Origin of the sequence: Protofrankia sp. Cr2 (assembly GCF_963555885.1) — a bacterium.
Taxonomy (GTDB): Bacteria; Actinomycetota; Actinomycetes; order Frankiales; family Frankiaceae; genus Protofrankia.
Window position 1 is genome coordinate 64,572 of the sequence record NZ_CAUVXG010000004.1, and the last position, 25,986, is coordinate 90,557.

The window sequence follows — 25,986 nt, forward strand, 5'->3', positions numbered from 1 at the left end:
TGGCGTTCACCCGATCCCATCTCGAACCGATGAATGCGAACGACCTGCTCATGCGGGTGCTGGGCAACATCCGGGTCTGGGCGGCACGGTCGGAGGCTGACGCGACCCGCCTGTGGGCCGTCGAACTGTCCCTGTTGCTGCCCCACCATCCGACCCACCTGCTCCGGGAAAGAGGAGAGCTGCGCGCCCGCCTCGGTGACTTCCGCGGCGGCGCCGACGATCTGGCGGCCTTCGCCGACGCGGTCGCGTCCCCGGAGCCGGCCGCGGCCGCCGCGGCCCGCGAGGCTGCACGCGCCGCCCGCGCCCGCCTGAACTGACGGTGGATGTGCCCCGGGCCTGGTCCGGGTCCAGGGGGGCCGGGGGGCCGGCATTCGGCCAGGCTCCGACCGGCGGAGTTGCCGCCTGAGCGGATCAGTCGGCAGCCAGCGCCCGGTATATCCCCTCGTAGAACAGCAGGGGCGGTACGTCACGGCCGGATCCGTCCAACGCCACGACCTCACCGAGTAGCAACGTATGGTCACCACCCTCGTAGGTGAGCACCGTCCGACACTCGAAGGCCGCGAGCGCGTCGTCCAAGAGGACCACACCGGTCACTGACCCGACGGAGTGTTTCCAGTTCTCGAAGAGGGTCGCCGCGTCGTGCCGGTTCTGGCTGGCGAAGAAACGGGACGCGTCCTGCATGTCGGCGGCGAGCACGGAAACGCCCCAGACGCCCGCGCCGAGAACCGGCGCGTGAAAGCGAGACGTCTTGCGGACGCTGACGAGCACCAACAGCGGGTCGAGCGACACGGATGTGAACGAGTTCGCGGTGATCGCGAACGGCTGACCGTCGAGAACGGTGGTGATAACCGTGACACCTGTTGCGAAACGCCCGACCGCCCGGCGGAAGGCGTCCGGATCGACGGCCACGCGAACACGCTACTCCCGTGGAGCACTGACACGTCACTTCTGGCTCGGTCGTGACGGCAGCCACATCCGAGCCTGCCGCGATTTCTCCGCGGACGCGGATATGCCTCCCGTCAGGACCCGGGCTTGGAGTCGGGCCTGGAGTCGGACTGTGACGCCAGAATAACTGACAGCCCGCGACGCGGCGAGCCGAGCATCGCGACGACAACCGGGGCAATCGCGCCGATGACCAGAAAGAGATATCCGGTGGTGCTCGCCCGCAGGATGAGATCACCTTCAGGACGCGAGCTGGCGAACAACAACACGACCGGAATCCAGCCCGCAAGAACGATCATAGCGCCAAGGCGGGTGCCGGTGAGCCACCGCACCAGCGTCGCCACCCCGACGTTTCCGACCAGTGCCAGGACCACTCCGACCGACAGCAGGATCCCGCCGGGACGCGGGCCCACCGGGACGAGGAACACGCCGTAGAAACCGAGCGCAAGACCGGCCAGCCAGCCGACCGTGTAGGCCGGCCCCAGGAAGAGCCTGGACGGTTCGCCATCGGCAACACCGCTGCCCTCGTACACGCCCCGACCCTGGCTCACGCCTCTGCTCACGTTGTCGTCGCCGCTCACGTTGTCGTCGCCGCTCACGTCCCCGTCCCCGCCGAGATCGACGGCGGCCGCCGTGGCTGACGCCGCCGGCGGTGTCCGGCGCAGATGATCAGACATCGTCGAAAAAAATCCTTCAGCGGTCGAGCCCGGCGAAGTCGAGCCCGGCGAACAGATCGGTCTCGCGCCCGTACGGCCCGACACCCGGTCCGCGCTCACCCCGATCGAGGATGTAGTACTCGGTACCCCAGGCACGATGCCCGACCCCGTCGGCCAGCGCAAAGAAGAAACCATCCGTCGTCATCTGGGTGGCATGCGCCCGCATGGCCGCCACCTTCGCCTCAAAGTGAACGGGTGAGGCGACTTCGGTGGTCACGACGTCGTCCGATACCGCCATCGGTACATCTTCCGCCGACTCCACACCGTCGAACAGCTCCTGCCCGGCGCCCTTCGAGCGGAAGTAGTCGATCCCAATCTGGATCATCGATCGCGGAATCGCGGTGTGGTACAGCTTCACCGGCTGCCACGGCGAGCCGGCCTCCGGTGCGAAGGACGGATCCGCAGCCGCATCGAACACCCGCATGGTCAGCTCGTGCGCACGGATGTGGTCGGGATGCCCGTATCCACCGTTGCTGTCGTAGGTGACCAGCACCTGCGGGCGGACCTCGCGGACGATCGTCGCCAGCGCCGCGGTCGCCTCATCGAGATCCGCGCGCCACAGGCAGCGCGGATCGTCGTTTCCGGGCGTATCCATCATGCCGCTGTCACGCCACCGACCCGGCCCACCGAGGAAGCGATGGTCGGAGACGCCGAGTGCCGCACAGGAGCGCGCCAACTCGCCGATGCGGTACCCACCGAGCTGGTCGCCTCGGTCCGCCCGCAGGTTGATCATCTCCGGGACCAGTACCTCGCCCATCTCTCCCAGCGTGGCGGTGACGAGGGTGACGTGGGTGTCTGGATCGGCAGCGTAGGACGCCATGGTCACCCCGGTTCCGATCACCTCGTCGTCGGGGTGGGCGTGCACGAACAGCACCCGTCGTGCCGGTAGCTCAGCGGAGCGCGGCCCGGACCCGGTCTCCCCAGTGGTAGCAGTCACATCCACGACCCTACGGGTCGACGCACGCGACAGTGACGCAGCCCGGCATCCACACGCTGCGAGGATGAACGGAGATCGTCCGAAGAGGAATTCATGCTGACCGGCGCCGGCCTACGTATCCCGAACACGACATCCACATGATCAGACTGCGGCAGCATGACCAGCAGAAAGGCGGAAACCTAACGGCTTTTAAAGTAGCCGAATAGGTATTTCTCCTGGATCGTGAAAGAAGCCAATACCGTCCCGACGAGTGCGGTGAGCGCCGCAGCGGCCGGACCACAGATATCGATGATGTAGACATTCATGGAAGCAGCGGTATTCCGCGGGATGACGCCGAACACCAGGGCGCAGGCGGCGAGGATGAACGCGCTGAACGACCATACGGCGGTCTCAATCAGTAGTGAGGCAAGGAGAGCGCAGCGGGACTCGCCGAGATGGAGCGCCGCAGCGATCTCCAGCCGCCGCATCCGGATCGCGACGAATCCCAGTATCAGTCCGGCCAGCCCACAACCGGCCAGCCCGTACCGCGTGGGTCGGCCGGTGAATGCCCCCACACCGTCGAACTGCGTCCCGCGGCTGGTGTTGAGCTGGCCGATGATGACCGGATCCGTCGAACTCACGTCCACCGTGAGTGCCGAGTAGAGGAGATGGTCCCTCGTCTTGGAGAGGGGCCAGACCTCCGCCCAGCACTCGTCGAAAACGCCTGTCGCCAGCTGCGGGAGCAGCGCCGCGTAATTCAGTCGACTGTCGCGGCCGTCATCCGGATAATCGTAGATTCCTGCCACCGACAACGTTCCCGCGGTGGTCACCAGCTCCTGCCCTGGCTGCACCCCCAGGGTTTTTGCCAGTTGCGCGGGCAGCCACGCCCCCGCGCGGGTGGCCGCGTTGCCGCCCAGGACTTCGATGAGACCGGGTGTCACCACGTAGGCCGGTATAGGGTTAGCGATCATCACCCGCAGCACGACGGCGTCGGTTTCCTTGAGCGCTCCCGCCGAGCGGACCCCCGAAATCGCGCTGAGCCGTTCGCACGCCGCCGCATCGATGCTCTCCCGTGCGACCATCACCCGCACGGACCCTCCAGAGGAGACGAAATCGTCGGCCTTCTGTTCAATGTCGATGATGGACCGGGCGTCGACGATCGCCAGGCCGGCGCTGATCGCTGCCAGGAAGATCCCCAGGAGTAGGGCACGGGTTGTGCCTGTGACGATGTTCCGGTACGCCTCGGAGAGGATCGATCGCAGCCTCAAAGGCCCGCCTCACCGCGCGCGTCGTCAAGGGACCACGCCCCGTTGTGCCCCTCCATGTCGCTCTTGTCGTTCTTCTCGCGCAAAGCCGTCACGGACAGATCGATAACCTGGGTGCACGCATCCCGGGTATGCGGATCATGGGTTGCGATCACTACGATCGTGCCGTCCCGAGCGACGGCGCCCAGCGTCTCGTTTACCGTCGCCGCCGTGATGATGTCGAGCTGGGCCGTCGGCTCGTCGACAAGAAGCAGGTCGGGCGCGGAGCAGATCGCCCTGGCGAGCATGAGCCGCTGCGCCTCACCGCCGGACAAGTCACGGAACGCCTGACGCGCCGCTTTCACCAGTTTGAAGCTCGCCAGCACATCCATCGCCTGTAGTTCCGCGCAGCGGCGGGACTGCCCCAGGGCAAGCAGCGGCAAACATACGTGATCAAGTGCCGTACGGCCGGGCACGCCGAACGGATTCTGGAAGACCCAGCCGGTGCGTTCGACGCCGGTCATCTCCACCGTGCCCTCCGTGGGAACGACCCAGGTGGCCAGTATTGAAAGCAGCGTCGACTTCCCGGATCCGGACGGGCCGCACAGACCCACGATCTGCCCGGGGCGCAGCTCGAAGTCGAGGCCGGTGAACAAATGAGCCGTCCCAGGAAAACGATGCCCGAGCCCGATGCCCCTGACGAGTTTCCCGGTATCAGCCACAGACCTCACCCGCACGAGTCCACAGTGATCGACGCGCCGAGGTTGACGTGGGCTGACGCATCACCCGTCGGCACCACCAGCGTCACACCCAGCCTCGATCCAACGATCTTCACGGGGTATGCCTTCGCACCAGACTGGACACACCCGCTGTCGCGGTCGACGTCGAACAAAGCTCCCGGTGGCATTCTCAGCGTCTGAAGGTGATCTTTCAACGTGATGACCGCGGTCAGTTCGGGCTCCTTGTCGCCTGCCTCAAGAAGGCGATACTCCCGGGTGCCGGCCACCTTTCCGAGAAACTCCGCATCCGTGGCGGTACCATCCTTGTCAAGCGGTCCCGTGACACCCATCACCTGAATGGCCCGCTCACCGTCGACGACGTTCGCCGGCATCGGATTGACGATGATCGATATCAGCTGCGCAGGAACCTCAGCGTACGTCTGGCCCGATGACACATACGCACCCAGGACCAGCTTGCATGAGTCCGGTACCACTGCGGAGGCAGGCAGCCAGAGAATCTGTCCGGACGTGATCGTTCCATCGGGGCGATCGACTCCGGCAGCCTTCTGCAACTCCTTCACGGCCATCACCGTTCGGCCGTCAAAGGTCCCGTCCGCTTTGACGCCGTATCCGAGACGGATCAGTTCGGTTTGAAGTGCCTTGACGTCGTCGCCCTTATGACCCTGGCTCAGGTTCCGGTAAAGCGGCGCCGAGGTGGCCAGCCCGATCAGCGGGGTGTTGTTGATCCGGGCCACGGTCTGGCCTGACTTCAGCGCCTCACCCGCCTTACAGGAGACCGCCGTCACCCGACCGTCGAAACCTACGACCAGGGGCGGTGCGGACGATCTCTTGAGAGAAATCTTCACCGTGTGCTCATCGGCGAACTCCTCATGGCCGACAGGTGCGGACGTCACCTCCGTCGCAGCCCGAAGCTCCTGCGGTGCGGCCACGGGACGAAGGAGAAACCCCGTCGCTCCACCCATGCTGAGCAGGGTGACGGCGGCGAGCACTGCCGTACCGACGGACCGACCCTTCACCAAGATCAGCTGCCGCCTTTCTGTCCCCGGTCGATGCTGATCGCTATCCCGCCGGCCGTCAGGCATTTCTGCGCCTCGGCGTTCATCGGGTCGAAGTCGGTGTTCTGTTCCATGTCGCTGTTCAGGAACGTGGTGAGCTTTTGCGTGCTGTAGTCCGCTGGTACAAGACCGGCCTTGATCAGACACCGCACCACCACCAGCTTGGGATCAGCCAGCAGATCGGGATTGTCGACCTGTGTTCTGTACAGGGCTTCGAGGCTTATCAAGCCTGCCTTCGCAGCACAATCTTTCATGACGTTCGCATAGGCGTCGACGTCCTTGGCTGCGGATCCGATGTCTGATGGTGGGGTGACCCGGTAGATGCCGTTCGAAAGCTTGGTATACGTCTCCTTGAGTCCGGCGTCCTGCGCGCACTGACGATATCTACTGAACGCCTGTTCGTAGTCCGCCGGGTCAATTTTTCCTGTCTCAATCGCCCGGTCCAGCGCCGCTCGCTCAAAATCCGACTTGGCCCGAGCACGGGCGTCCTTGAACTGGTCCACCAGGGGCTTCATGCGCTCCCCCGTTCCTTGTTTCGGCATCGCTTCGGTTTTCGACTCAATGGCACACGCCGAAACGCCGAACAGCACCGCGGCGAGCATCACCAGCCAGATCCTGGTCAACCTCATCCCCTGTTCCCATCTACTTTCTTACGGCCCCCACGAAGGCCAGGGGGAAGGTGACCGCCATCATGACCGTAGCCCAACCGACCCGGGCATACGAACAGGCCATGGCCACGAAAGCACGTGAATACCGCGCCTATCGCGTGGCCATGGCCTACGATCACCGGCCTACTAGGAGAAAACGTTCTTCGCGGAGTGGCTGGTCGATACGCCGCTGTCCGCCGAAGCCCTCGACCATGCGCTGTACCAGCCGGACCAGATGCTTCTCGATCCGTGTTGCGCGTAGGAGTTGCTCCAGTATGAGCAGTCCTCTGTGTGAGCTTCCGCCCAGGATGACCAGAAATCGGCTTTCCGTGCGTCGGAGGCACATGCCGCCTGTGCCGGACCGGCCACCACGACGCTGGCCCCGACGGTGCCGACCAGCAGACCGACGGTGGCCAGTCCCATCCCCATCTTGGTACGAAGCCTCGGCTTGAGGCTTCTGGTGGCTGATGTCGCAGACATCCAATGCTCCCCTCGTGTGGCGCCGCTCCGGTGTCCCGGACCAGCGGTGCCTCTACAGTCGGGCGAGAGGTGGCCCAACTTCGCCTTGGGCCACCTCCGCCCCTCGAGGAGCATCGGTCATCCTCATAATTCTCGACATAAGCGCCACATAAGAAGCCGTACGCACTCGGCTGACTCCATTCGGTAGGCCGAAGCGTCCCTCCAGTGTGCGACGACCTGGCGCCCGGTCCAACGGCTTTCCACTCGTGATCGGCGCAGCGCAAGACCGTCATCTCCCCGAGCCACCGCTGATCTCATGGGGCGCGGGCGGCATGCCGGCATCGATGTCCGGGTCCCAATACGCCTCGCCCGGCTGCGCCGCTCTGCCCAGCGTGTACCGGACCGTTCCAGTGGTTTCCGCGGAGATACGGATCACCATCGTGCAACTAGCGGGCTTCAACTCGCAGTCCGCCGGGTTCGGGCCGGAGCTGACCAGCTCGCTGGACATCTGGCCGGATCCACCGCTCGCTTGGAGCCGCTGGCCTACCAGCCTCGGGGAGACCGGAACCAGTTCGATCCGTACGTCCTTGCCGACCGCACGGAACGCTTCGACATACTTGTCGCGATCGGCAAGCGGGTCCTTGATCCGGGCGACGAAGAAATCCCTCTCCCGCGTGACTTCGATGGCGGAGTTGGCGTAGGACGTCGCATTGCCCATCCCGTCTTGCAGCAGACTCAGACCGACCACACCGGCGACGGTCATAGCGATCACGGCAGCGGCCGCCAGCACCAGTCTGCGTGGCTGCCACCCAGCCAGCCTGCGGCGCGGCTGCGGATCGCACGGATGGACCTGGTCAGCCACGATGGATGCCAGTAGCGTCCGCGCGGCCGTGCCGGAGTTCAGACCGTTCAGTTCCTCGTCCCGCACCCGTGCCAGCCGGGCCACCTGCCGTTCAGCGTTCCGTGCATCCATCATTGCGATCTCCCTGCCATCGCTGGTCGGCCCGGTGACTCGCCGGCCCTGGCGAGCTCCTGGCCAAAGCGCTTGCGCGCCCGATGCAGACGAATCCGTACGGCATTACGCGAACAACCCAGCACCGTGGCGATCTCGCCGCGATCCAGTCCCTCCCATGCGACGAGCGAGAGGAGCTCCCTGTCCACCTCCGGTAGATCCCGGAAGATCTGGCTGATCGTGCTGAGTTGCGCGCTGTCTTCAGCGCTCGGCTCGTACAGATCGGCGACCTCCGCGGCAAGCGCCACCGACAGGCGCTGTCGGCGGGCCATCCCGCGCCGATGGTTGGCCAGCACGTTGCGGGCGACGCCGTACAGCCAGAGTCGGGCCTGGTCCCCGAGCGGCACGGCGTCCATTCGGCGCCAGGTGATGGCAAAGGTCTCCGCCACCACATCGGCGGCGTCCTGCGGACAGTCACATCGGCGCAGGGCGTAGCCAAGGATGTGCTTGAACGTGGCGGCATAGAGCGCTTCGAAACAAGCCGTCCGTTCCTCGTCCACGAGTACGCGCCTCCCCTCGTCCTTCACAGCGGTGACACCCTCTACATGTCGCGGGGAGGGCCGGCATTTCCACCCCAGGGGACCAGGGCCTGTCCAGTAGATCATCGTTCCCTGTGTGTGATCATAATGATGAGGTCATGGCCATCGATGCCGCAGAGCAGTGCCCGGTGGACCTGGGCCAGCAGGGGAGCGTCCAGGCCGGTCTGATCCACCAGATGGTGCCGCGCCCGCCGGTAGGTTTCGCCGGACGCCTCTATCCGCCGACCGATCAACGCCTGCGCGACCATCAGCTGCAACCATGGCCACTCCCGCGACGGATGCATCATGGTCATCGCCCGGAGAATCGGAAGAGCATCCGCCGAGCGTCCCAAGGCGATATACCCTTCCGCAATCATCTCCTCAGCCTGGAACCGCAACTCCTCCAGCCCGACAGCCTCGACCCGTAGATCGGGGACATCCCGCACGTCAACCAACGCTTCCAGGCCGTGCCACAGACCAAGACCCCGCTCCAATGCGCGTACCGCCTCGGCCGGATGGCCGGCGGCACGGAGCAGTCTGCCCTCCTGCAGCAGCGATCTGAACTGTTCCGCATCGATCTCGAGGCCGACCGCGGCGAGCTGATATCCGGCGTGGCTACGCTCCACGACATCCCGTTCGAACGTCCCGGAGAGCTGGCGAAGCGCTCGGATGTGGTTCCGTACCATCTGCACGGCGCTCTCCGGCGCCTCACCGTTCCAGACGCGCTTCACGATCTGCTCGGCAGACAGCGGAACTTTCCTAGTCACAGCCAGTACGGCCAACACCTTACGCAGCTGAGGCGATAACCCGCCGTACCACCCACCAGGTATCTCGACAGCAGTCGGGCCAAGTAAATGAATCTTGATTGAAGGCGCCATTGTCTCAACCATTCTTCCTGCCCCCACGCTGTGCGGTCCCGAAGATCCTTTTACGGTCGGTTTACGTCCTCACCCTCCGTGATATTCCACCTGGTAGGCGTTGAAGCGATCCGGCCCGGATTCTCGGACGGTTCCGGTTGCCGTTAAGGGCGATGTAAATATGAGCGACCGGCAATAGGGACGCGACGTCGCGGGACCGGGGCACGCACCTCGCGCCATCGCTCCCCGTCCATAGCTGCGCGATGCACGGGTACCCCGACTCGGTCGGGACATCACACACAACCTGACCCACAGCCTGCTTCACACGGATGCTTCCTGGGCATTTCGCCGCTGCTGTCGCCCCCAGGGCTCTTGCTGGGCACCCGACACCGCCGTGCCCCGGGTGACCCGTGCATCTACGGCAGCGGTATCGATGGCGAGCGACCGCTCGACGGTCTACCTGGGGTCTTTGGCCGGAGCGGACAAGGCAAGTACCCGACTACACACAGCAACCGTCAACGCGGTAATCAAGATCGCCATCATGGGCCAAACGGAAGATCCATAACTTATCGTAATATCACCCTCTCTCTTCGTGGAAGAAGATGACACCACGGTAGGAGAAAAGGTATAAACAGACAGCGATACGTGATATATATTACTTCTGTATAAAACCGTCAAAATATGTGGCGCGATGCATTCGGAAGAGCCACGCTTCCTTGGATCAAGCCCGACCGACTCTCACCAGCCAGAGAAGTCGCAGCTCGGAAGGGCCGAGGAGCTGGGCAGTGGCTGACACCGCCGGCAGCGTCCGGCGCGAAGAAAAAACCATCCGTCGTCATCTGGGTGGCATGCGCCCGCATGGCCGCCACCTTCGCCTCAAGCGGAGCGCGGCCCGGACCCGGTCTCCCCAGTGGTAGCAATCACATCCACGACCCTACGGGTCGACACACGCAACGGTGACGCAGCCCGTCCCCAGGGGTTCACCGGGCAACGTTGATCGCCGCGGCAAGAAGATCCTTGTGCTGTCAGCTGTACCGCCGTGACGAGTGGAAGGTTGACATCCCAGAAAACCGCAAATCGGACACCGGATGTACGTCTGCCTTCCACTCGTGCCGTGTGTGGGCCGTGCGCCGCGCCGGAGATCCTTCCGAGGTAGGCCGCCGGGTCCCCGTTCCTGGATCCGCTCAGTTGGTGCGGCGACGGGACCGGAGCTTCTCGCGTTCCGCCGCGGTCAGCGCGACCTTGCGCATCCGGACCGGCCCGGGAGTGACCTCCACGCACTCGTCCTCACGGCAGAACTCCAGCGCCTGCTCCAGGGACAGCTGCCGGTGTGGGGTGAGGCGCACCAGCTCGTCCCCGGTGGAGGACCGCATGTTGGTGAGCTTCTTCTCCTTGGTGGGGTTCACGTCCATGTCGTCGGCGCGCGAGTTCTCCCCGACGATCATTCCTTCGTAGACGTCGGTGGTCGGACCCACGAAAAGGGTGCCGCGCTCGCCGAGGTTGTAGAGGGCGTACGCGGTGGCCACGCCGGTGCGGTCGGCCACCATCGAACCCGTCCCGCGGGTACGCAGCTCCCCGAACCAGGGCTCGTAGCAGTCGAAGACGTGGTGCATCAGCCCGGTGCCGCGGGTCTCGGTCAGGAACTCCGTCCGGAAGCCGATGAGCCCGCGGGCCGGCACCCGGTACTCCATCCGGATCCAGCCGGTGCCGTGGTTGACCATCTCCTCGAGCCGGCCCTTGCGCACCGCGAGCAGCTGGGTGAGCGTCCCGAGATAGTCCTCGGGTGCGTCGATGGTGAGCCGCTCCACCGGTTCGTGCCGCTTTCCGTCGACCTCCTTGGTAACGACCTGGGGCTTGCCGACGGTCAGCTCGAAGCCTTCGCGGCGCATCAGCTCGACCAGGATCGCCAGTGCCAGCTCCCCGCGACCCTGGACCTCCCAGGTGTCGGGGCGTTCGGTCGGCAGCACGCGGATGGAGACGTTGCCGACCAGTTCGGCATCCAACCGGTTGCGCAGCAGCCGCGCGGTCAGCTTCGTCCCGGACTTGCCCGCGAGCGGCGAGGTGTTGATACCGATGGTCATGCTGATCGACGGCTCGTCCACGGTGATCACAGGCAGCGGCCGAGGGTCCTCGGGATCGGCCAGCGTCTCACCGATCATGATATCCGGGATGCCCGCGATGGCGATGATGTCGCCCGGTCCGGCCTCCTCGCCCGGCACCCGCTCCAGCGCCTTCGTGACCAGCAGCTCGCTGATCTTCACCCGGTCGGTGCGGCCGTCCGCCCGGCACAGCACCACGCTCTGCCCACGGCGAAGCGTCCCGTTGTGCACCCGGCACAGCGCGAGACGGCCGAGGTAGGGGGAGGCGTCGAGGTTGGTGACCAGCGCCTGCAAGGGCGCCTGCGGGTCATAGGCCGGCATCGGGACCGACTCAAGCAACACGTCGAACAACGGCTTGAGGTCGGGCGAGTCGGGGTTGTCGCCGTCCTGCGGCCGGTTCAGCGAGGCCCGCCCCGCCTTGGCGTTGCAGTAGACGATCGGGAAGTCGATCTGGGTTTCGTCCGCGTCCAGGTCGAGGAAGAGCTCGTAGGTCGCGTCGACGACCTCGGCGATCCGGGCGTCGGAGCGGTCCACCTTGTTGATGACCAGAATGACCGGCTGTCGGGCTTCCAGCGCCTTACGCAGGACGAACCGGGTCTGCGGCAGCGGACCCTCGCTCGCGTCGACCAACAGCACGACACCGTCGACCATGGACAGACCGCGCTCGACCTCCCCGCCGAAGTCCGCGTGGCCGGGGGTGTCAACGATGTTGATCGTGACGTCGCCGTGCTGAACCGCGGTGTTCTTCGCGAGAATCGTGATGCCCTTCTCGCGTTCAAGATCCATCGAGTCCATGACACGATCCGTGGCCTCGGCATGGTCACCAAAGGCGCCGGACTGCCGCAGCATCGCGTCGACGAGGGTTGTCTTGCCATGGTCGACGTGGGCAATGATCGCGACGTTACGCAGGTCGGCGCGGACGGACACGGTGGCGGACTCCGGTACGGACGTGGGGCAGCGGCCCCGGGGCTGGTGTTACTGGACAGATGGTGCTGACATCATGACGCTGGCCGCTGGATCCGGCCCGACGGGACAGCCCACGTGCCGGGCACAGGCAGCAGTAGATCGGCCCGTTCCGGCTCGCCTCTGGCGAGGTCTGCCCCCATGGTACGGACCCGGGAGACCGCACACTGAAAATCAACGGAAGGTTTACTTATCAACACCATCCGTTAACGTTACGTATCACCCCATACCCCCGAAGTGCCCGCCGCCAGCTTGTCGCGAAGATCTTCGACCAGCGGAACATCAGGCGAAAGCCACGGTACGTCGTCAAGCTCGTGCGACGCGAGCCACCGCAATGCCGAATGCGCGATCGGACGCGGCTCGCCGCCGATGATTCGGGTGAACCACACCCGCAGCACCCAGCCGACCGCGGGCAGCGCAACCTCGCCGAGGAACGCACCCACCTCGATGTCGACGCCGAGCTCCTCGCGGCACTCGCGCGCCAGCGCGCTCATCTCGTCCTCGCCCGGTTCGATCTTACCGCCGGGGAACTCCCAGCCGCCGGCGAGCTCGGGCGGCCCACGCCGGCAGCACGCCAGCACGCGACCCCGGGCATCGACAAGTGCTGCGGCCACCACGACCCGCGAGATGCCTGACTCCCCCATGACCGACCACACTGTAGCGGCGGGGGTTTCCCCGTCGCGAGGAGTGCCCGCAGCATCCGGGTGACGGCCACCGAAGGCGCCCGGCAAACCGGACGGAGGCCATTTCATGCCCACCAAACTGGAGGCGGACCAGGTTACCGAGGCGCTCGGCGAGCTACCGGGCTGGACCGGTGACACATCAACAATTGTGCGTAAGGTCACTATGGACGATGAGATCTCTGCGGAAGCGATCGAGAAAATCTCGATCGTGGCGAACAGAATGAACCATCACCCCGTCGTCGACCGAGCGAACAGTGTGACAACCTTCACAGTCTGGACGCATTCACAAGGCGGCGTCACGGACCTCGACATCGTGCTCGCATCCCGGATCTCCGACGTCCTGCGTCAACACGGCATTGCGGACCCGGCTCAGTAGGTTCGCGTCCAGAAAATCAGTAACATCACTGATCCGCGCCGTGCCGGGCGCGCTACGTCGTGGATACCCGCCCCACCGGACGGTCGGCATTGTGTCACCTTTTGTGTCAACGCGACCCGGAACCGACCGGAGGCAGCGTCGGCCGCGTCCGGTTCTCCCTGTATCGCCAGCTTGGTCACAGATATTCGGTGTTATGCCGTTTGATTCTGCTCTGTATGCGTCCGCGTCACGCGCAGGCATCCCGTCGGTGACACATAGCAGCATTCGGAGCTAGTCCGACAAAAACTGACCGAACGCCTGGCAGAGGCCCGCACCAGCGTGACCGGTACGCCTCGGGTATTGCGATCAATCTCACGACCAGCACCGCTCGGAGCGATCGCAGGCGACCGAACCGCGCCCCAGTTGCGACCGTACCTCCGGACCAACAAGGCCCTGACCTGGGCACCCCCCGAACAACTGATCGCAACTAAGTGATATGAATTATATATTCTAGTTGATCTAACGATCATTTTGATCTTATGCAGGTCGCCCCAGCGCCACGCTGGATCAGCGCGACGAGACATCCTCGGCTCGTGGAGGCTTGCCGTGCGGCATCGCATTCCGTTTGGTCGGCGGCCGGTCATGGCTGTTGTCGCCGTTGTGTTGGCCGCGAGCTGCGGCGGTGGCAGCGGCGACGCACCAAGCGCCTCGGCAAACACGAACTGCTCGACTCCCGGGATCAGTCCGACCGCGGCCAACGTCGGGATGATCTTCCCTTCTTCGGGTCCCGCGGCACCGCAGTTCGCCGATTTCCGGGCCGGTGTCGACGCGAGGTTCGGCGTGGAGAACAGCAAGGGCGGCGTACATGGTCGTCAGCTCGCCTACGACTGGGCGGACGACGGCTCCAACCCGGCCACGAACCGTGCCGTGGCAACCGGGCTCATCGAAAGGTCACAGGTCTTCGGCGTCTTCGAGGCGAGCAACGTCGTTTCCGGTTCAGTCGACTACCTGCACACGAACGGCATCCCAGTGATCGGTTTCTCGGCGGAAACCCTCTGGAGCAAGAACGACAACATGTTCACCTGGTCGAACTACCTCACCGACGGCCCGGCACCGACGACGTGGGGAACATTCGCAAAAAACCTGGGCGGTAAGAAGGCCGCGGTGCTCCGCATCGCGTTCAGTGAGGCATCGGCTATCTTCGCCCAGAAGATGACCGAGAGTATGAAGGCCGCGGGCATCGACGTGGTCTACACCGAACAGATCTCAGTGACCGGGACGGACCCTGCCGCGATCGCTGCAAGGATCAAGAGCTACGGTGTCGACGTACTCACCGGGGCGCTGACAGTCGACGCCTTCACCAACATCACTGCCGCAGTCAACCGGGCACAGATCCCGATACGGGTCTCGATGTCCCCGTCCGGGTACGACCAGGCAGTGCTTACCAAGTACGGTTCCCAACTCGCCGGGACCTACGTGTTCGTGAACGTCGCGCCCTTCGAGGAGAACCTGCCCGCTCACAAGGCGTTCATCGCCGGGATGACGGCCTACGCCCCACAGCTCCAACCACCGACGCAGAGCGTCGCCCTCAGCGGTTGGATCACCGCTGACATGTTCATCCGCGGACTCCAGGCCGCGGGCGCCTGCCCCACCCGCCAGTCCTTCATCAACGAGCTGCGACAGGTCCGCAACTACGACGCAGGTGGCCTGGTCACACCACCTGCTGACATGACGAAGTATCAGAACGCCGCGCCGTGCTATACCTTCCTGCGGATCAACAACAAGGGCACGGCCTTCGACGTCCAGCAGCCGGCACCGTTCTGCGGGCAGTCAGCTGCGTCGGGTCAATAGCCCGCAACGACGGTAACGCGAGGCAGCACGGGCTCCTGACCCGCCCAACCAACCGTGGGCGGGTCAGACGTTGAAGCGGAAATCCACGACGTCGCCGTCGGCCATGACGTAGTCCTTACCCTCGATGCGGACCCGACCGGCCGCACGGGCGGCGGCCATCGACCCGGCCGCCATCAGGTCCGCGAACGAGACGATCTCGGCTTTGATGAACCCACGTTGGAAATCGGTGTGGATGACACCGGCCGCCTCCGGCGCGGTCGCACCGACCTTGATCGTCCAAGCCCGTGCCTCCTTCGGCCCCGCCGTGAGGTAGGTCGCCAGACCCAGCGTGTGGAAGCCGATCCTGGCCAGCTGCGCCAGGCCGCTCTCGGTCTGGCCGAGGGCATCGAGCAGCTCGGCGGCGTCGTCGTCGGGAAGTTCGGTCAGCTCGGCCTCGACCTTCGCGCACAGCACCACCGCGTCGGCCGGGGCGACCAGCGCCGCGAGCTCCTTACGCCGGCCGTCATCGGCGAGGACGTCCTCGTCCACGTTGAACACGTACAGGAAGGGCTTGGCGGTGAGCAGGAACAGTTCCCGGAGCGCGGCCCGGTCGACACCCGGATCGGATGACAGGGTGCGGCCCGCGTCCAGCACCTCCCGGGCGTGTCTCATGGCGACCAGCATGGCCTGCCTGCCCTTGTCGGCCCGCGCTTCCTTCTCCAGCTTGGGCAGACGCGCGTCAATGGTCTGCAGGTCAGCGAGGATCAACTCGGTGTTGATCGTGGCGATGTCATCCGCCGGATCGACGCGACCGTCGACGTGGACGACGTCGGGGTCGGAGAAGACACGAACGACCTGACAGACCGCGTCCGACTCGCGAATGTTGGCAAGGAACTTGTTGCCGAGGCCCTGACCTTCAGAGGCACCGCGCACCAGCCCGGCGATGTCGACGAAGCTGACCGTTGCCGGCACCGTGCGGGCACTGCGGAATACCTCGGCGAGCCGATCCAGGCGGGGATCCGGGACGCCCACCACGCCGACGTTCGGCTCGATGGTGGCGAACGGGTAGTTCGCGGCCAGAACGTCATTGCGGGTCAACGCGTTGAACAAGGTCGACTTGCCGACGTTGGGTAGTCCGACGATCCCGATCGACAAGCCCATGACGTCGCAGTCTACGGGGTGGGCCGGCAGCGGCGGTATCCGGACGGGTCGGAAGGGTCAGGGGGTCGGCTCCCGGACCCGACCAGAACCTCGGACCGAGCGGGTGCGGCCGGCCGGCTCGCGCCCCGGCTCGCCAGGCAAACCATCCGACATCAAGGATAAAACGATGTGAAGACTACTGATAGACAACATCAAAGGACTATCGTTAGCGCCAACGACGAGCCATCCTGGGTGCCGTGAGGTTTGCCGGCAGTCGGTTGTCGATGAAAGTCGTCGCCGTTGTCGCGTGTGCGACCGCGAGTGTCGCCTGCGCGGGCTCCAGCGACACGAGTTCCAGTCCCGCAGGTGCCGCGGGCACGTCAGCGCCGACCGTCGCCGGGTCGGCTCCAGCGCGCCAGTCGTCCGGCACCGCGACGTCGAGCACAACCACGTCGAGCACAACCACGTCGAGCACAACGACGTCGAGCACAACGACGAACGCCGCGACGGGCGGGGCCGATGCGGGCAAGCCGGCCACGCTGGCGCGCTGCGCCACACCGGGCCTGACGCTGTCCACCGTGGCGCCGGCCGGCGGTGGCGGCATGGGCCATCAGGGCCTCGTCCTCGTCTTCAGGAACACGACGGGGACCCCCTGCGCGCTCGCCGGTTATCCGGGTGTCGCCGCCCGCGACAGCAGCGGCCAGCACCCCGCCGATGCCGCCCGCAGCACCGTCGGCTCCATCTTCCCGGGGACACCACGATCCCAGGTCGTGCTGGCGCCGAACGGCACCGCCTCCGCCGGCCTTGAGTGGACCGTCGTCTCAATGGGAACCCAGGGCCGTTGCCCGGACTACATCGGCCTCACGGTGACGCCGCCGGACGAGACACGTAGCCTTCGACTGACCCGGGCACTCAGCTTCTGCGGCGAGTTTCAGATCCATCCGCTGGTAGCCGGCGCCGACGCCGGCGGTATCGCCCAATAGCAGCACTACGAGTAACAGCACGACGAGCGACCGTTGGAACCCACCATGGATCTTCTCGTGTGGCCGGGCCCACCGACGGCCAGCCGAGGACACCGCCGAAAAAGTGTCGGACGTCCGTGATTGCCTATCCACCATGGACGTCGGGAGCGTGCTGCTCTTCCTCTTCGGCCTGCTGCTGGGGGTCGCCGGCGGTTTCGCCGCGGGCCGCCGGGCCGGCGACATCCGCGTCGCGACGGCGACAGCCGAGCGCGACCATGCCGTCCGCGAGCGCGAGTTGCTGCGGCGGTCAGAAGAGACCGCCCGGGAGCGGGCGGCACTGGCCGAGGCTGATGTCGCGGGCATGCGTACGGCCCTGGACTACGAACGGCGATCCGCTGTCGAACGTCTGAGCCTCGTCGAGCAGAGCCAGCAGCGCCTGGCCGAGTCGTTCCAGGCCCTGTCCGCACGGGCGTTGGAGAGCGCGAGCCGCCAGTTTCTCGAGCTCGCCTCGATCCGCCTGCAGGAGGCCGGCGCACACGCCGCCGGCGAGCTCGAGCAACGCCGGATAGCTGTCGAGCATCTGGTCAGCCCGCTGCGGGAGGTGCTCGGAAAAATGGAGCACCGGCTGGCGGACCTGGAGACCGCGCGCGTCGAGGCGTACGCGACCCTTGTCGAGCAGGTCCGGGGCGTCCAGCAGGCATCCGAAGGCCTACGAACGCAGACCGCCGCTCTGGTCACGGCCCTGCGTAAACCCCAGACCCGAGGGGCGTGGGGGGAGATGCAGCTCCGTCGGGTGGCCGAGGTCGCCGGGATGATCGCCCGCTGCGACTTCACCGAACAACCCACCGTCACCGGTGATGAGGGCGTGCGGCGACCGGACATGGTCGTTCACCTGGCGGGCAACCGGAACATCATTGTGGATGCGAAGGTGCCCCTGGTCGCGTTCCTCGAGGCCACCGAGGCACCGGACGAGGCCGCTCGCGACGAACGGCTCGGCGCCCACGCGCGGCATCTGCGCGCCCATGTGGACGCGCTCGGGGCGAAGGCGTACTGGCGGCAGTTTTCCACCAGCCCGGAGTTCGTCGTGCTGTTCGTACCCGCCGAGGCGTTCCTCGCTCCCGCGCTGGAGAAGGACCCGGCCCTCCTGGAGCACGCCGCCGGGAAGAAAGTCATCATCGCGACGCCCACCACCCTCATCGCGATGCTGCGGACTGTCGCCCACGCATGGACACAGGAGGCGCTTACCACCCGCAGCCAGGAGATCTTCGAATTGGGCAGGGATCTTTACACCCGCCTTGGCACCCTCGGCGAGCACGTCGACAGGCTCGGCCGTTCGCTCGGCCGGGCCGTGACCGACTTCAACGCCGCGGTCGGATCGTTGGAGAGCCGTGTCCTGGTGCCGGCGCGTCGGCTGGCCGCGATGGAGGTGGTGGACACCGTGCTGCCCACACCGTCGCGGGTGGAAGCCGGCGTACGCGCCCTGTCCGCGACGGAACTCGTCGGCAGCGCCGAGGAGCCGCCGGTAACCAGGAGCGCGTAGAGCGACCGGCGACAGGGACGCCGCGTCCCTGTCGCCGGTCGCTCCAAAGCTTCTAGACCTACACCGAAAGTAATGCCAACGGCTGTATCACAGGGTGACACAACTCGCCGGTGACACGCGGCCGAGCTCCGGGCGGTACCTTGCCCAGGTGAGCTCGCCGCCGCCTCGCCCGTCGGCCGGTCCCCCCGGCCGGACCGGGGGCACGACTGGACAACGCAGACGGATTCAACCGCGGCGAGGCGGAGCAGGAACGCCCACCGTGGTGACGGGCAGTCGGCGCGGCTTGACCGTGCTCGGAGCCGCGCTCCTGGTCCTCCTTGCCGGAACGGCGGGAGCGGCCATCGACGTGGTCCTGGCCGGCGCCCTGGGAGTCGTATTCGGCGTTCTGTTCGTCGCCGGCTGCGTTCTGGCCGCCACCCGGGTACATCCCGACGACCTTCTCGGCATCGTTATCACGCCGCCGCTCGTTTATGCGCTGATCGCCATCGGTATCGGATTTGCGCAGCCGACATCCGGCGGCGCCGGTGGCGGAATGAAGAGCAAGGTAATCAGTATCGGCTCCGATCTGATCCTACGAGCCCCCGTACTTCTCATCGGATTTTTCGCCGTCGTCCTCATAGCGGCGGTTCGGGCACGTCATGCCCGAGTCGCCCGCCGCGACCGCGAACGGGCGCTCAATCCCCCGGGAAATCGCCACCGGCCGGCCGGTTAGAGCCTGTTCGGTGGATGATATTGGTCGATGCGATCGAAGATCCATCAGACCTAGTCCCGCAGCGAAGCGCTCATAGCCCGGCAGCGGATCCGGAAGCGCCGCGAGCGGTCGGCGACGCCAGGGCAGCAGCCCACGGATATCCGGTACCGTTTCCAGTGTGCCGAGCAATGCGCCCCGCGACCTGCGGGAACGCCTGAGCATGTGGTGGGTCACCTGCCGCTGCGGCCATTTTCGTGACAATCACCGACATTACCGCCGCGGCTCTGACTGCGGACTGTGTCCGTGCCCGGCATTCTCTCGCGTCCGCTCCCGCCGACGCGACTGACCAACCCGAGCCGGCCCGAACACGGCGGCTGCCACGGGCCGCTCCGACCGCCGAAGCCACCGGCGGGGCGGCCGGCGACATATTTTTCTTCGTTTTCTCTATCACCGCGTCGACAACCAACAACCTCCGCGACATCTCCGCCTCCCCACCACACGCCAGCGGACCACGCCCGGATCACTGTCGGATCACGGGAATTCTCGGCATGATTAAACGACAAGAACACGCTGCGACACCCGCCACCGCCACCCGTCAGTGATGTATCGACGACTAGCAGTGATGACGTGTGATACGTTCCCCGTGCCGGGATACGCGCTGTCCGCTGACGCCGACAGTCAGCGGACACACAATCGCGGATGGCAGAGGCACGCACAAGGGGGCACCGGTGCACGGACGCAGGTCCGAACGTCAACAGGACTTCTGCTGTAAATCAACTGTCGAATGGGCGGCACCAGGCCGGTAAGCGGCGGCGGAACGCACGTCGTTTGTCGTGCCACCCGTGCCACCCGTGCCACCCGTGCAGCCGGAGCTCGATAGCTGGCTTTCGAAGCACGTCCCGGGAACGGACATCTTTCACGACGACACCGGCCGCCCGGCCGGTGGTAAGCACCCTGCAAAGACGTTTGTCTCGCGCGCCCAGAGCCAAGGAACGCTCGCGAGACCGGTCGACTCCGCTATAACCTGTTTCCCCGTGGCCTAAATCGGAGGATATCCGTTGTTCGAGACGTTGCGGCGTCCAGTGGCCCCTCTCTCGGTTAGCATCGTTATTCCAACGCTCAACGAGGCGAAAAACATACCCGCCGTCTTCCGCCGGCTGCCACCGGACGCGGAGATAATCCTGGTGGACGGCTGGTCCAGTGACGACACCGTGCGGATCGCATGCGAACTCCGCCCCGACACAATCGTCGTGCACCAGACAAGACGCGGTAAGGGGAACGCTCTTGCCTGCGGCTTCGCCGCCGCCACCGGCGACTTCATCGTCATGCTGGACGCCGACGGTTCGGCGGATCCCGGTGAGATCTCCGGCTTTCTCGACGCCCTTGTGGACGGCGCGGACTTCGCCAAGGGAACGCGCTTCGCCCACGGCGGTGGCAGCGCTGACATCACCCGTACCCGCCGGCTGGGAAACCGCGGCCTGTGCATCCTGGCCAATCTGTTGTTCCGCCAGCGCTTCAGCGATCTCTGCTATGGCTATAACGCCTTCTCCCGCACGTGTCTACCCGCGCTGGGGCTCGAGCCCGGCCGACATGACGGAGTTCGCCGGTGGGGTGATGGCTTTGAGATCGAAACACTGATCATGCTGCGGGTGGCCGTGGCTGGCCTGCGCATCACCGAGGTGGGCAGTTTCGAGCGGCCGCGGGTACACGGCGAGTCAAACCTGCGAGCCGGCAGCGACGGGCTGCGGGTACTGCGCACGATCGCGTCCGAGCGGCTGCGTCGGCACGACGTCCCGGTCGCTCAGGCCGTTACGCACACCGCCGCCGTCGTCTCCCTTGATACGCCGACCGCTGGCACCCCCCACCAGCCGGGCGCCTGCGACCACCCGGACCGAGCCGGCACCACCTCGGCGAGCTACGCATGACAGCCCTCGACAGCCGGCCCGCACCACGTGCGTCCGTCGTGATCTGTGCATACACCGAAGAGCGGTGGGCGGATCTGGAACGGGCTGTGGCGAGCCTTTCGGCCCAGACCGCTCCCGCCCACGAGATCATCGTGGTTGTTGACCACAACCGCGAGCTGCACCGACGTGCGACAGCCGGCCTGCCCGGCGTCCAGGTCGTGGTCAACAACGGCAACCAGGGTCTGTCCGGCGCCCGTAACACCGGTATCGCGGCCGCAACCGGCGACGTCATCGCCTTCCTCGATGACGACGCCGAGGCTGAACCGGCGTGGCTGGCGTACCTGTTGGCTCCGTATTCCGACCCGACCATCGCCGGTGTCGGCGGGCTGGCCGAGCCGCGCTGGCCGTCGAGCCGCCCGCCATGGTTCCCACCGGAATTCGACTGGGTGGTCGGATGCAGCTACACCGGGCTGCCCACGGCCAGCGCCCCGGTGCGAAACCCCATCGGTGCCGGCATGTCTTTCCGGCGAATGGTCTTCGATCAGGTGGGTGGCTTCACCGAGGGACTCGGTCGCCTCGGTGCCCGACCGCTGGGCTGTGAGGAGACCGAGTTCGCGATCCGGCTGCGCGCGTTCGACCCGACCGCAGTCCTGCTTTACCAGCCGCTGGCGCGGGTAGGCCACCGCGTCACCCGGGAACGCGCGACCTGGCGGTATTTCCGGGCCCGTTGCTATGCCGAGGGCCTGTCCAAAGCGGCGGTTGCCCGCAACGTAGGCGACGACGCGGCGCTGGCCAGCGAGAAGGACTACATACGCCGGGTTCTCCCCCGGGCGCTGTACCGCGATCTCGGCGCACCCCGGCGCTGGACGCGGGTGGGCGCGACCGTCATGGGTCTGGGAATCACCACCGCTGGATATGTCCGCGGCCGGTACTTCCGATGGCGAAATTCCGGCAACGCGACCCACGTCGCTGATGCACGCTGGAGCGCTTCATGATTCCCGTCCTGCTTTACCATGCTGTTTCCGACCATCCACGGCCGGGCCTGGGCCGGTGGACGGTCAGTACCGACGCATTCGACCGGCACTGTCGGTTCATCGCGGAATGCGGCCGCACACCGATGACCGTGTCTCAGTACGCCGGAGCGCTGCGGGCCGGATCTCCATCCGAGGACACGATCGTCATCACGTTCGATGACGGTTACGCCGATACCTTCGCCGCGTCCCGGCGACTGGCCGCAGGCATCGGGGCCGCCACGGTCTACGTGACGACATCGTGGATCGACCAACCGGGAATGCTGCGCGAACAGAATCTGATCGCACTGGCCGCGCTCGGCGTGGAGATCGGCGCGCACAGCCACACCCACCGGCGCCTTGATGAGCTGACCGGCCCCGATCTCGAAAGCGAAATCGTCACGTCGCGCCGCCTTTTGACCGTCCACACCGGCACGCCCGTTGCCTCGTTCGCCTACCCGCACGGCAACTATGACCGGCGGACCCGGGCCGCGGTCGCCGATGCCGGTTTCAGTTCCGCCTGCGCGGTACGCAACACGCTGTCGCACGCGGCCGACGACGCCCTGGCCATCGCCCGGCTCACCATCGCGGCGACCACCTCTGACGCCCGGCTACGCGCCTGGCTGGACGGGGACGGTCCGCCGGCGCCGGGTGGGGAGCTGCTGCGCACGAGGGCGTGGCGGTCCGCTCGCCGGCTCCGTGCCCGGGTGATGCGACCCGCGCCGCCGACGTCCACGCCCGCAGTCATCCGGGTCGCGCAGGATCCGCTGTGACGCGCCGGGTGGACACCGAGCGAGCCGGCACCGGCACCGGCACCGGCACCGCGCGGGGCCGCGCCGGGGCCGGGCCGGACCTTCCCAGCCAGCGATCACCCGAGTGGTCGGGGCAGCGCGCCGGCGAACCTGTCGCACGCCGCGATCGGAGCTGGTCTCCGTTTGCCGACGGCCCGGCCGCGCTGCATGAGGTCGAACTGTCCGGCCCCATCCCCGTGCTCACCGACGACCGGCAGGTGCGCGTCCTGGTGCGGCTGCACGGCCGACCGCTCGGGGTGGTTGCAGCGTCGGCCGGCCCGAGCGGACTGCCGGCGCGCCAGCTCGCAGGCCTGATCGAGGGCGCCCTGGGAGCACGGATCACCGCCCACCTTCGTGCCGACGGTCTCACCGTCCCGCCCGTCCTGCCGCTCGGTGGGCTCGGTGAGTCGGATGTGTGTCGACCGGCGTCGCCGGGACAACCCGCGGCAGTGGTCGTGACAACCTGCCGCGCATCAGCTGCGCTGACCCGCACGCTGGCGGGCATCACCGCCCAGACGGTACGCCCGGCGGAGATCGTCGTGGTCGACAACCGGCCGCATGACAGCGCGGTGCCGGCACTGCTGCGGCGGGCCGGGCTCGCTGACATCCGCTATGTGACCGAGCCCGCCGCGGGACTCTCCCGCGCCCGCAATGCCGGTCTCGCCGCGACGTCGACACCGCTGGTCGTGTTCACCGATGACGACATCGAGGTCGACCGCCGCTGGTTGGAATTCCTGCTGGCGGGCTTCGTCGACCCACGGGTGGCCTGCGCGACCGGATTGATCATGCCGCTCGCACTCGACACCGACGCCCAGGTGCTCTTCGAACGGTTCGGTGGCTTCGGAAAGGGCTTCGAACACCACCGCTTCGACCTTCGTGAGCATCGGGGGGATGCGCGCTTGTACCCGTTCGCGGCCGGGGTGTTCGGCAGCGGCGCGAACAGCGCGTTTCGCGCGGACGTGCTGCGGGCCTTGGGCGGGTTCGACATCCGGCTGGGCGCGGGGACGCGTGCGCGCGGAGGCGAGGACCTCGACATGCACCTGTCGGTGGTGATGGCCGGCCATGCCCTCGTCTACGAACCGGCCGCGCTGGTCCGCCATGCACACCGGCGGAGCCGGGCGCAGCTGCGCCGGCAGGTGCACGGCTACGGCATCGGTCTCGGTGCGATGGTCACCAAACGGCTGTTGACCCGGCCGCGGGAGCGGGGCGAGTTGCTGCGAAGAGCCCCACACGGACTACGCCATATGTTCGATCCGAACAGCCCGAAGAACCTGGGCAAGCAACACGGCTATCCACGATCGTTGTCCGCCGCGGAGCTGGCCGGGATCGTCCGGGGCCCGGGTGCTTACCTCGCGAATGCGTTCTTGGACCGGCCGACGGCAGCTGCCACCACAGTCAGGTCGACACCGGCGAACAGACTGATCTGGTGCGGGGATGTCGAGCTGGCCGAACCGACAGCCATCCCACCCGAGCCGCTCGACGCCGCGGGCGAGCCGTACCGCGAGGCCCGCGTCCTGATCCGCCTGCACGGCACACCGCTCGGCTTCCTGCATGTCGATCTCGACGAGGACGTCCTTGATGACGTGACGGTGCGGGCGCTGGCCGCCCGTCACCTCGGCGACGCCATCCGCGCTCACCTGGACGCCGACGGGCTCGACCAGCTGCCAGACCCGGGACCGGGACCGGGACCGGGACCGGGACCGGGACCGGGACCGGGACCGGCCCTGAGCCTGGTCCCCCCGCTCACCGCCGGTCATGCATGCCGCCGGACGCTGTCGACCCCAGCGGTGAGTCTTGTGGTCTGCACCCGTGACCGCCCGGACCGCCTCGCCACCAGCCTGGTCTCACTGCGCGCCCTGGACTGGCCCCGGCTCGACGTCGTCATCGTCGACAACGCGCCGACCGACCGCGCGACCCAGACCGTGTTCACCAGCCATGTCGGCGGCGACCCCCGGTTTCGGTATGTCGTGGAACCACGGCCAGGGCTTTCACGGGCGCGCAACGCGGGTCTGAGCGCCGCGAGCGGTGAGATCGTCGCCTTCACCGACGACGACGTGACCGTGGACGCCGGCTGGATCCGCGGCCTGGTGCGCGGCTTCGAGCGCCGGCCCGATGTCGCATGCGTCACCGGACTCGTTGCCGCGGCCACTCTGGAGAGCCCGGCGGAACGGTACTTCGACGCCCGCGTGTCATGGGCGACGAGTTGCCGGCCGGCGCTGTTCGACCTCGCTCGGTCCCGACGGCCGGGCCCGCTGTACCCGTACAGCGCGGGGACGTTCGGCACCGGAGCGAACATGGCGTTTCGCCGCGATGTGCTGCGCGCCCTCGGCGGCTTCGACGAGGCCCTCGGCGCGGGGACCGCGTCCGCCGGCGGCGAGGACCTCGACGTATTCGTCCGCGTGCTGCTGGCCGGGCACGCCGTCGCCTATGAGCCGGCGGCGCTGGTCTGGCACAGTCACCGGGCCGAGCTGGATGCGCTGCGCCGGCAGCTTTTCGGCTACGGCACCGGGCTGACCTCATTCCTCTTCAAGTATCTGCTTAACCCCGCCACGGGGCCGGCGCTGCTCGTCGCGGTCCCCGCCGGGGTCGGTCACCTACGGGCGAGCCGGCAACGGACCGGCCACAGGGTCACCGCCGCTGCCACCGTCACCGTTACCGCCGACATGCCGCGCAGGCCACCGGCCGCCGGTCACCCCACGGCCGCTCCAGCCGGGCTGCCCATGCGTCGGCTCTGGTTGCACGAGCTCGCCGGGATGGCCGCTGGTCCGGCGTGTTATCTGCGGTCCCGCTACCGGGCAGCTCACGACCGCCCGAGCGACTATCCGTCGACTGAGGACCAGCCGACCGCACACCAGCCGACCGAGGACCAGCCGGTATCACCATGGACCTGAGTGGCAGCCCGGGTCACGGCC

The 25,986-nt window shown here is 66.7% G+C and carries 25 protein-coding genes; 10 read left to right on the plus strand and 15 right to left on the minus strand.

What is annotated here, in order from left to right:
* A partial coding sequence (locus tag U9978_RS04000; protein ID WP_322759655.1) for a tetratricopeptide repeat protein occupies positions 1-317 on the plus strand: 317 nt, incomplete at its 5' end.
* A gap of 94 nt (positions 318-411) precedes the next feature.
* Here the strand turns inward: U9978_RS04000 and U9978_RS04005 are convergent.
* The 13 genes from U9978_RS04005 to U9978_RS04065 all read right to left on the minus strand — a co-directional run bounded on the left by U9978_RS04005 (position 412) and on the right by U9978_RS04065 (position 12,812).
* Positions 412-909, minus strand: a complete 498-nt coding sequence (locus tag U9978_RS04005) for a flavin reductase family protein (protein WP_322759656.1) — start codon at positions 907-909, stop codon at positions 412-414.
* 110 nt (positions 910-1,019) lie between these two features.
* Complete coding sequence (locus U9978_RS04010) at positions 1,020-1,619, minus strand: DUF6113 family protein (protein ID WP_322759657.1); 600 nt, start codon at positions 1,617-1,619, stop codon at positions 1,020-1,022.
* Positions 1,620-1,635: 16 nt separating this feature from the next.
* Positions 1,636-2,529, minus strand: a complete 894-nt coding sequence (mshB, locus tag U9978_RS04015; protein WP_322759730.1) for an N-acetyl-1-D-myo-inositol-2-amino-2-deoxy-alpha-D-glucopyranoside deacetylase — start codon at positions 2,527-2,529, stop codon at positions 1,636-1,638.
* A 245-nt stretch (positions 2,530-2,774) separates the two neighbouring features.
* On the minus strand, positions 2,775-3,842 hold the full coding sequence (locus tag U9978_RS04020) for a hypothetical protein (protein ID WP_322759658.1): 1,068 nt from the start codon (positions 3,840-3,842) through the stop codon (positions 2,775-2,777).
* A complete protein-coding gene (locus U9978_RS04025) occupies positions 3,839-4,540 on the minus strand; it encodes an ABC transporter ATP-binding protein (RefSeq protein ID WP_322759659.1) in 702 nt (233 codons plus the stop codon). Before U9978_RS04025 ends, U9978_RS04020 begins: the two co-directional genes overlap by 4 nt.
* Positions 4,541-4,545: 5 nt before the next feature.
* Positions 4,546-5,574: a peptidoglycan-binding domain-containing protein gene (locus U9978_RS04030; protein WP_322759660.1), complete on the minus strand. Its 1,029-nt coding sequence runs from the start codon at positions 5,572-5,574 to the stop codon at positions 4,546-4,548.
* A 5-nt stretch (positions 5,575-5,579) separates the two neighbouring features.
* Positions 5,580-6,218: a hypothetical protein gene (locus tag U9978_RS04035; RefSeq protein ID WP_322759661.1), complete on the minus strand. Its 639-nt coding sequence runs from the start codon at positions 6,216-6,218 to the stop codon at positions 5,580-5,582.
* 189 nt (positions 6,219-6,407) lie between these two features.
* Positions 6,408-6,740 (minus strand): hypothetical protein, encoded by a 333-nt coding sequence (locus tag U9978_RS04040; protein WP_322759662.1) that lies wholly within the window; start codon positions 6,738-6,740, stop codon positions 6,408-6,410.
* A 268-nt stretch (positions 6,741-7,008) separates the two neighbouring features.
* Positions 7,009-7,695: a hypothetical protein gene (locus tag U9978_RS04045; protein ID WP_322759663.1), complete on the minus strand. Its 687-nt coding sequence runs from the start codon at positions 7,693-7,695 to the stop codon at positions 7,009-7,011.
* Entirely contained in the window at positions 7,692-8,258 is a 567-nt protein-coding gene (locus tag U9978_RS04050; protein ID WP_322759664.1) for an RNA polymerase sigma factor, read from the minus strand. The genes U9978_RS04045 and U9978_RS04050 overlap by 4 nt, the downstream gene beginning before the upstream one ends.
* A 74-nt stretch (positions 8,259-8,332) precedes the next feature.
* Positions 8,333-9,139, minus strand: coding sequence for an AfsR/SARP family transcriptional regulator (locus U9978_RS04055; RefSeq protein ID WP_322759665.1), 807 nt, complete (start codon positions 9,137-9,139; stop codon positions 8,333-8,335).
* 1,151 nt (positions 9,140-10,290) lie between these two features.
* Positions 10,291-12,132: a translational GTPase TypA gene (gene typA, locus U9978_RS04060; protein WP_322759666.1), complete on the minus strand. Its 1,842-nt coding sequence runs from the start codon at positions 12,130-12,132 to the stop codon at positions 10,291-10,293.
* Positions 12,133-12,380: 248 nt separating this feature from the next.
* On the minus strand, positions 12,381-12,812 hold the full coding sequence (locus U9978_RS04065) for a (deoxy)nucleoside triphosphate pyrophosphohydrolase (RefSeq protein WP_322759667.1): 432 nt from the start codon (positions 12,810-12,812) through the stop codon (positions 12,381-12,383).
* 106 nt (positions 12,813-12,918) lie between these two features.
* Here U9978_RS04065 and U9978_RS04070 point away from each other — a divergent pair, with 106 nt between their 5' ends.
* Positions 12,919-13,227 carry a 4a-hydroxytetrahydrobiopterin dehydratase gene (locus tag U9978_RS04070; RefSeq protein ID WP_322759668.1) on the plus strand — a complete coding sequence of 103 codons (309 nt, stop codon included), beginning with the start codon at positions 12,919-12,921 and terminating at the stop codon, positions 13,225-13,227.
* Positions 13,228-13,812: 585 nt separating this feature from the next.
* Positions 13,813-15,057 (plus strand): ABC transporter substrate-binding protein, encoded by a 1,245-nt coding sequence (locus tag U9978_RS04075; protein ID WP_322759669.1) that lies wholly within the window; start codon positions 13,813-13,815, stop codon positions 15,055-15,057.
* Between the two features lie 63 nt (positions 15,058-15,120).
* Here U9978_RS04075 and ychF read toward each other — a convergent pair whose 3' ends face one another.
* Positions 15,121-16,197 (minus strand): redox-regulated ATPase YchF, encoded by a 1,077-nt coding sequence (gene ychF / locus U9978_RS04080; protein WP_322759670.1) that lies wholly within the window; start codon positions 16,195-16,197, stop codon positions 15,121-15,123.
* Between the two features lie 205 nt (positions 16,198-16,402).
* Complete coding sequence (locus tag U9978_RS04085; RefSeq protein WP_322759671.1) at positions 16,403-16,780, minus strand: hypothetical protein; 378 nt, start codon at positions 16,778-16,780, stop codon at positions 16,403-16,405.
* Between U9978_RS04085 and U9978_RS04090 the strand changes: the two genes are divergently transcribed.
* From U9978_RS04090 to U9978_RS04120, 7 genes are all read left to right on the plus strand, one after another.
* Positions 16,779-17,159 (plus strand): DUF4232 domain-containing protein, encoded by a 381-nt coding sequence (locus U9978_RS04090; RefSeq protein ID WP_322759672.1) that lies wholly within the window; start codon positions 16,779-16,781, stop codon positions 17,157-17,159. The two genes, U9978_RS04085 and U9978_RS04090, sit on opposite strands and share 2 nt — an antisense overlap.
* Positions 17,160-17,292: 133 nt before the next feature.
* Positions 17,293-18,678 (plus strand): DNA recombination protein RmuC, encoded by a 1,386-nt coding sequence (locus U9978_RS04095; protein ID WP_322759673.1) that lies wholly within the window; start codon positions 17,293-17,295, stop codon positions 18,676-18,678.
* A 259-nt stretch (positions 18,679-18,937) separates the two neighbouring features.
* Entirely contained in the window at positions 18,938-19,390 is a 453-nt protein-coding gene (locus U9978_RS04100) for a DUF6542 domain-containing protein (protein ID WP_322759674.1), read from the plus strand.
* Between the two features lie 1,037 nt (positions 19,391-20,427).
* On the plus strand, positions 20,428-21,294 hold the full coding sequence (locus U9978_RS04105) for a glycosyltransferase family 2 protein (protein WP_322759675.1): 867 nt from the start codon (positions 20,428-20,430) through the stop codon (positions 21,292-21,294).
* Positions 21,291-22,268 carry a glycosyltransferase family 2 protein gene (locus U9978_RS04110; RefSeq protein WP_322759676.1) on the plus strand — a complete coding sequence of 326 codons (978 nt, stop codon included), beginning with the start codon at positions 21,291-21,293 and terminating at the stop codon, positions 22,266-22,268. The genes U9978_RS04105 and U9978_RS04110 overlap by 4 nt, the downstream gene beginning before the upstream one ends.
* Positions 22,265-23,056, plus strand: coding sequence for a polysaccharide deacetylase family protein (locus U9978_RS04115; protein WP_322759677.1), 792 nt, complete (start codon positions 22,265-22,267; stop codon positions 23,054-23,056). The genes U9978_RS04110 and U9978_RS04115 overlap by 4 nt, the downstream gene beginning before the upstream one ends.
* On the plus strand, positions 23,053-25,965 hold the full coding sequence (locus tag U9978_RS04120) for a glycosyltransferase (protein WP_322759678.1): 2,913 nt from the start codon (positions 23,053-23,055) through the stop codon (positions 25,963-25,965). Before U9978_RS04115 ends, U9978_RS04120 begins: the two co-directional genes overlap by 4 nt.
* The last annotated feature ends 21 nt before the right edge of the window (positions 25,966-25,986 follow it).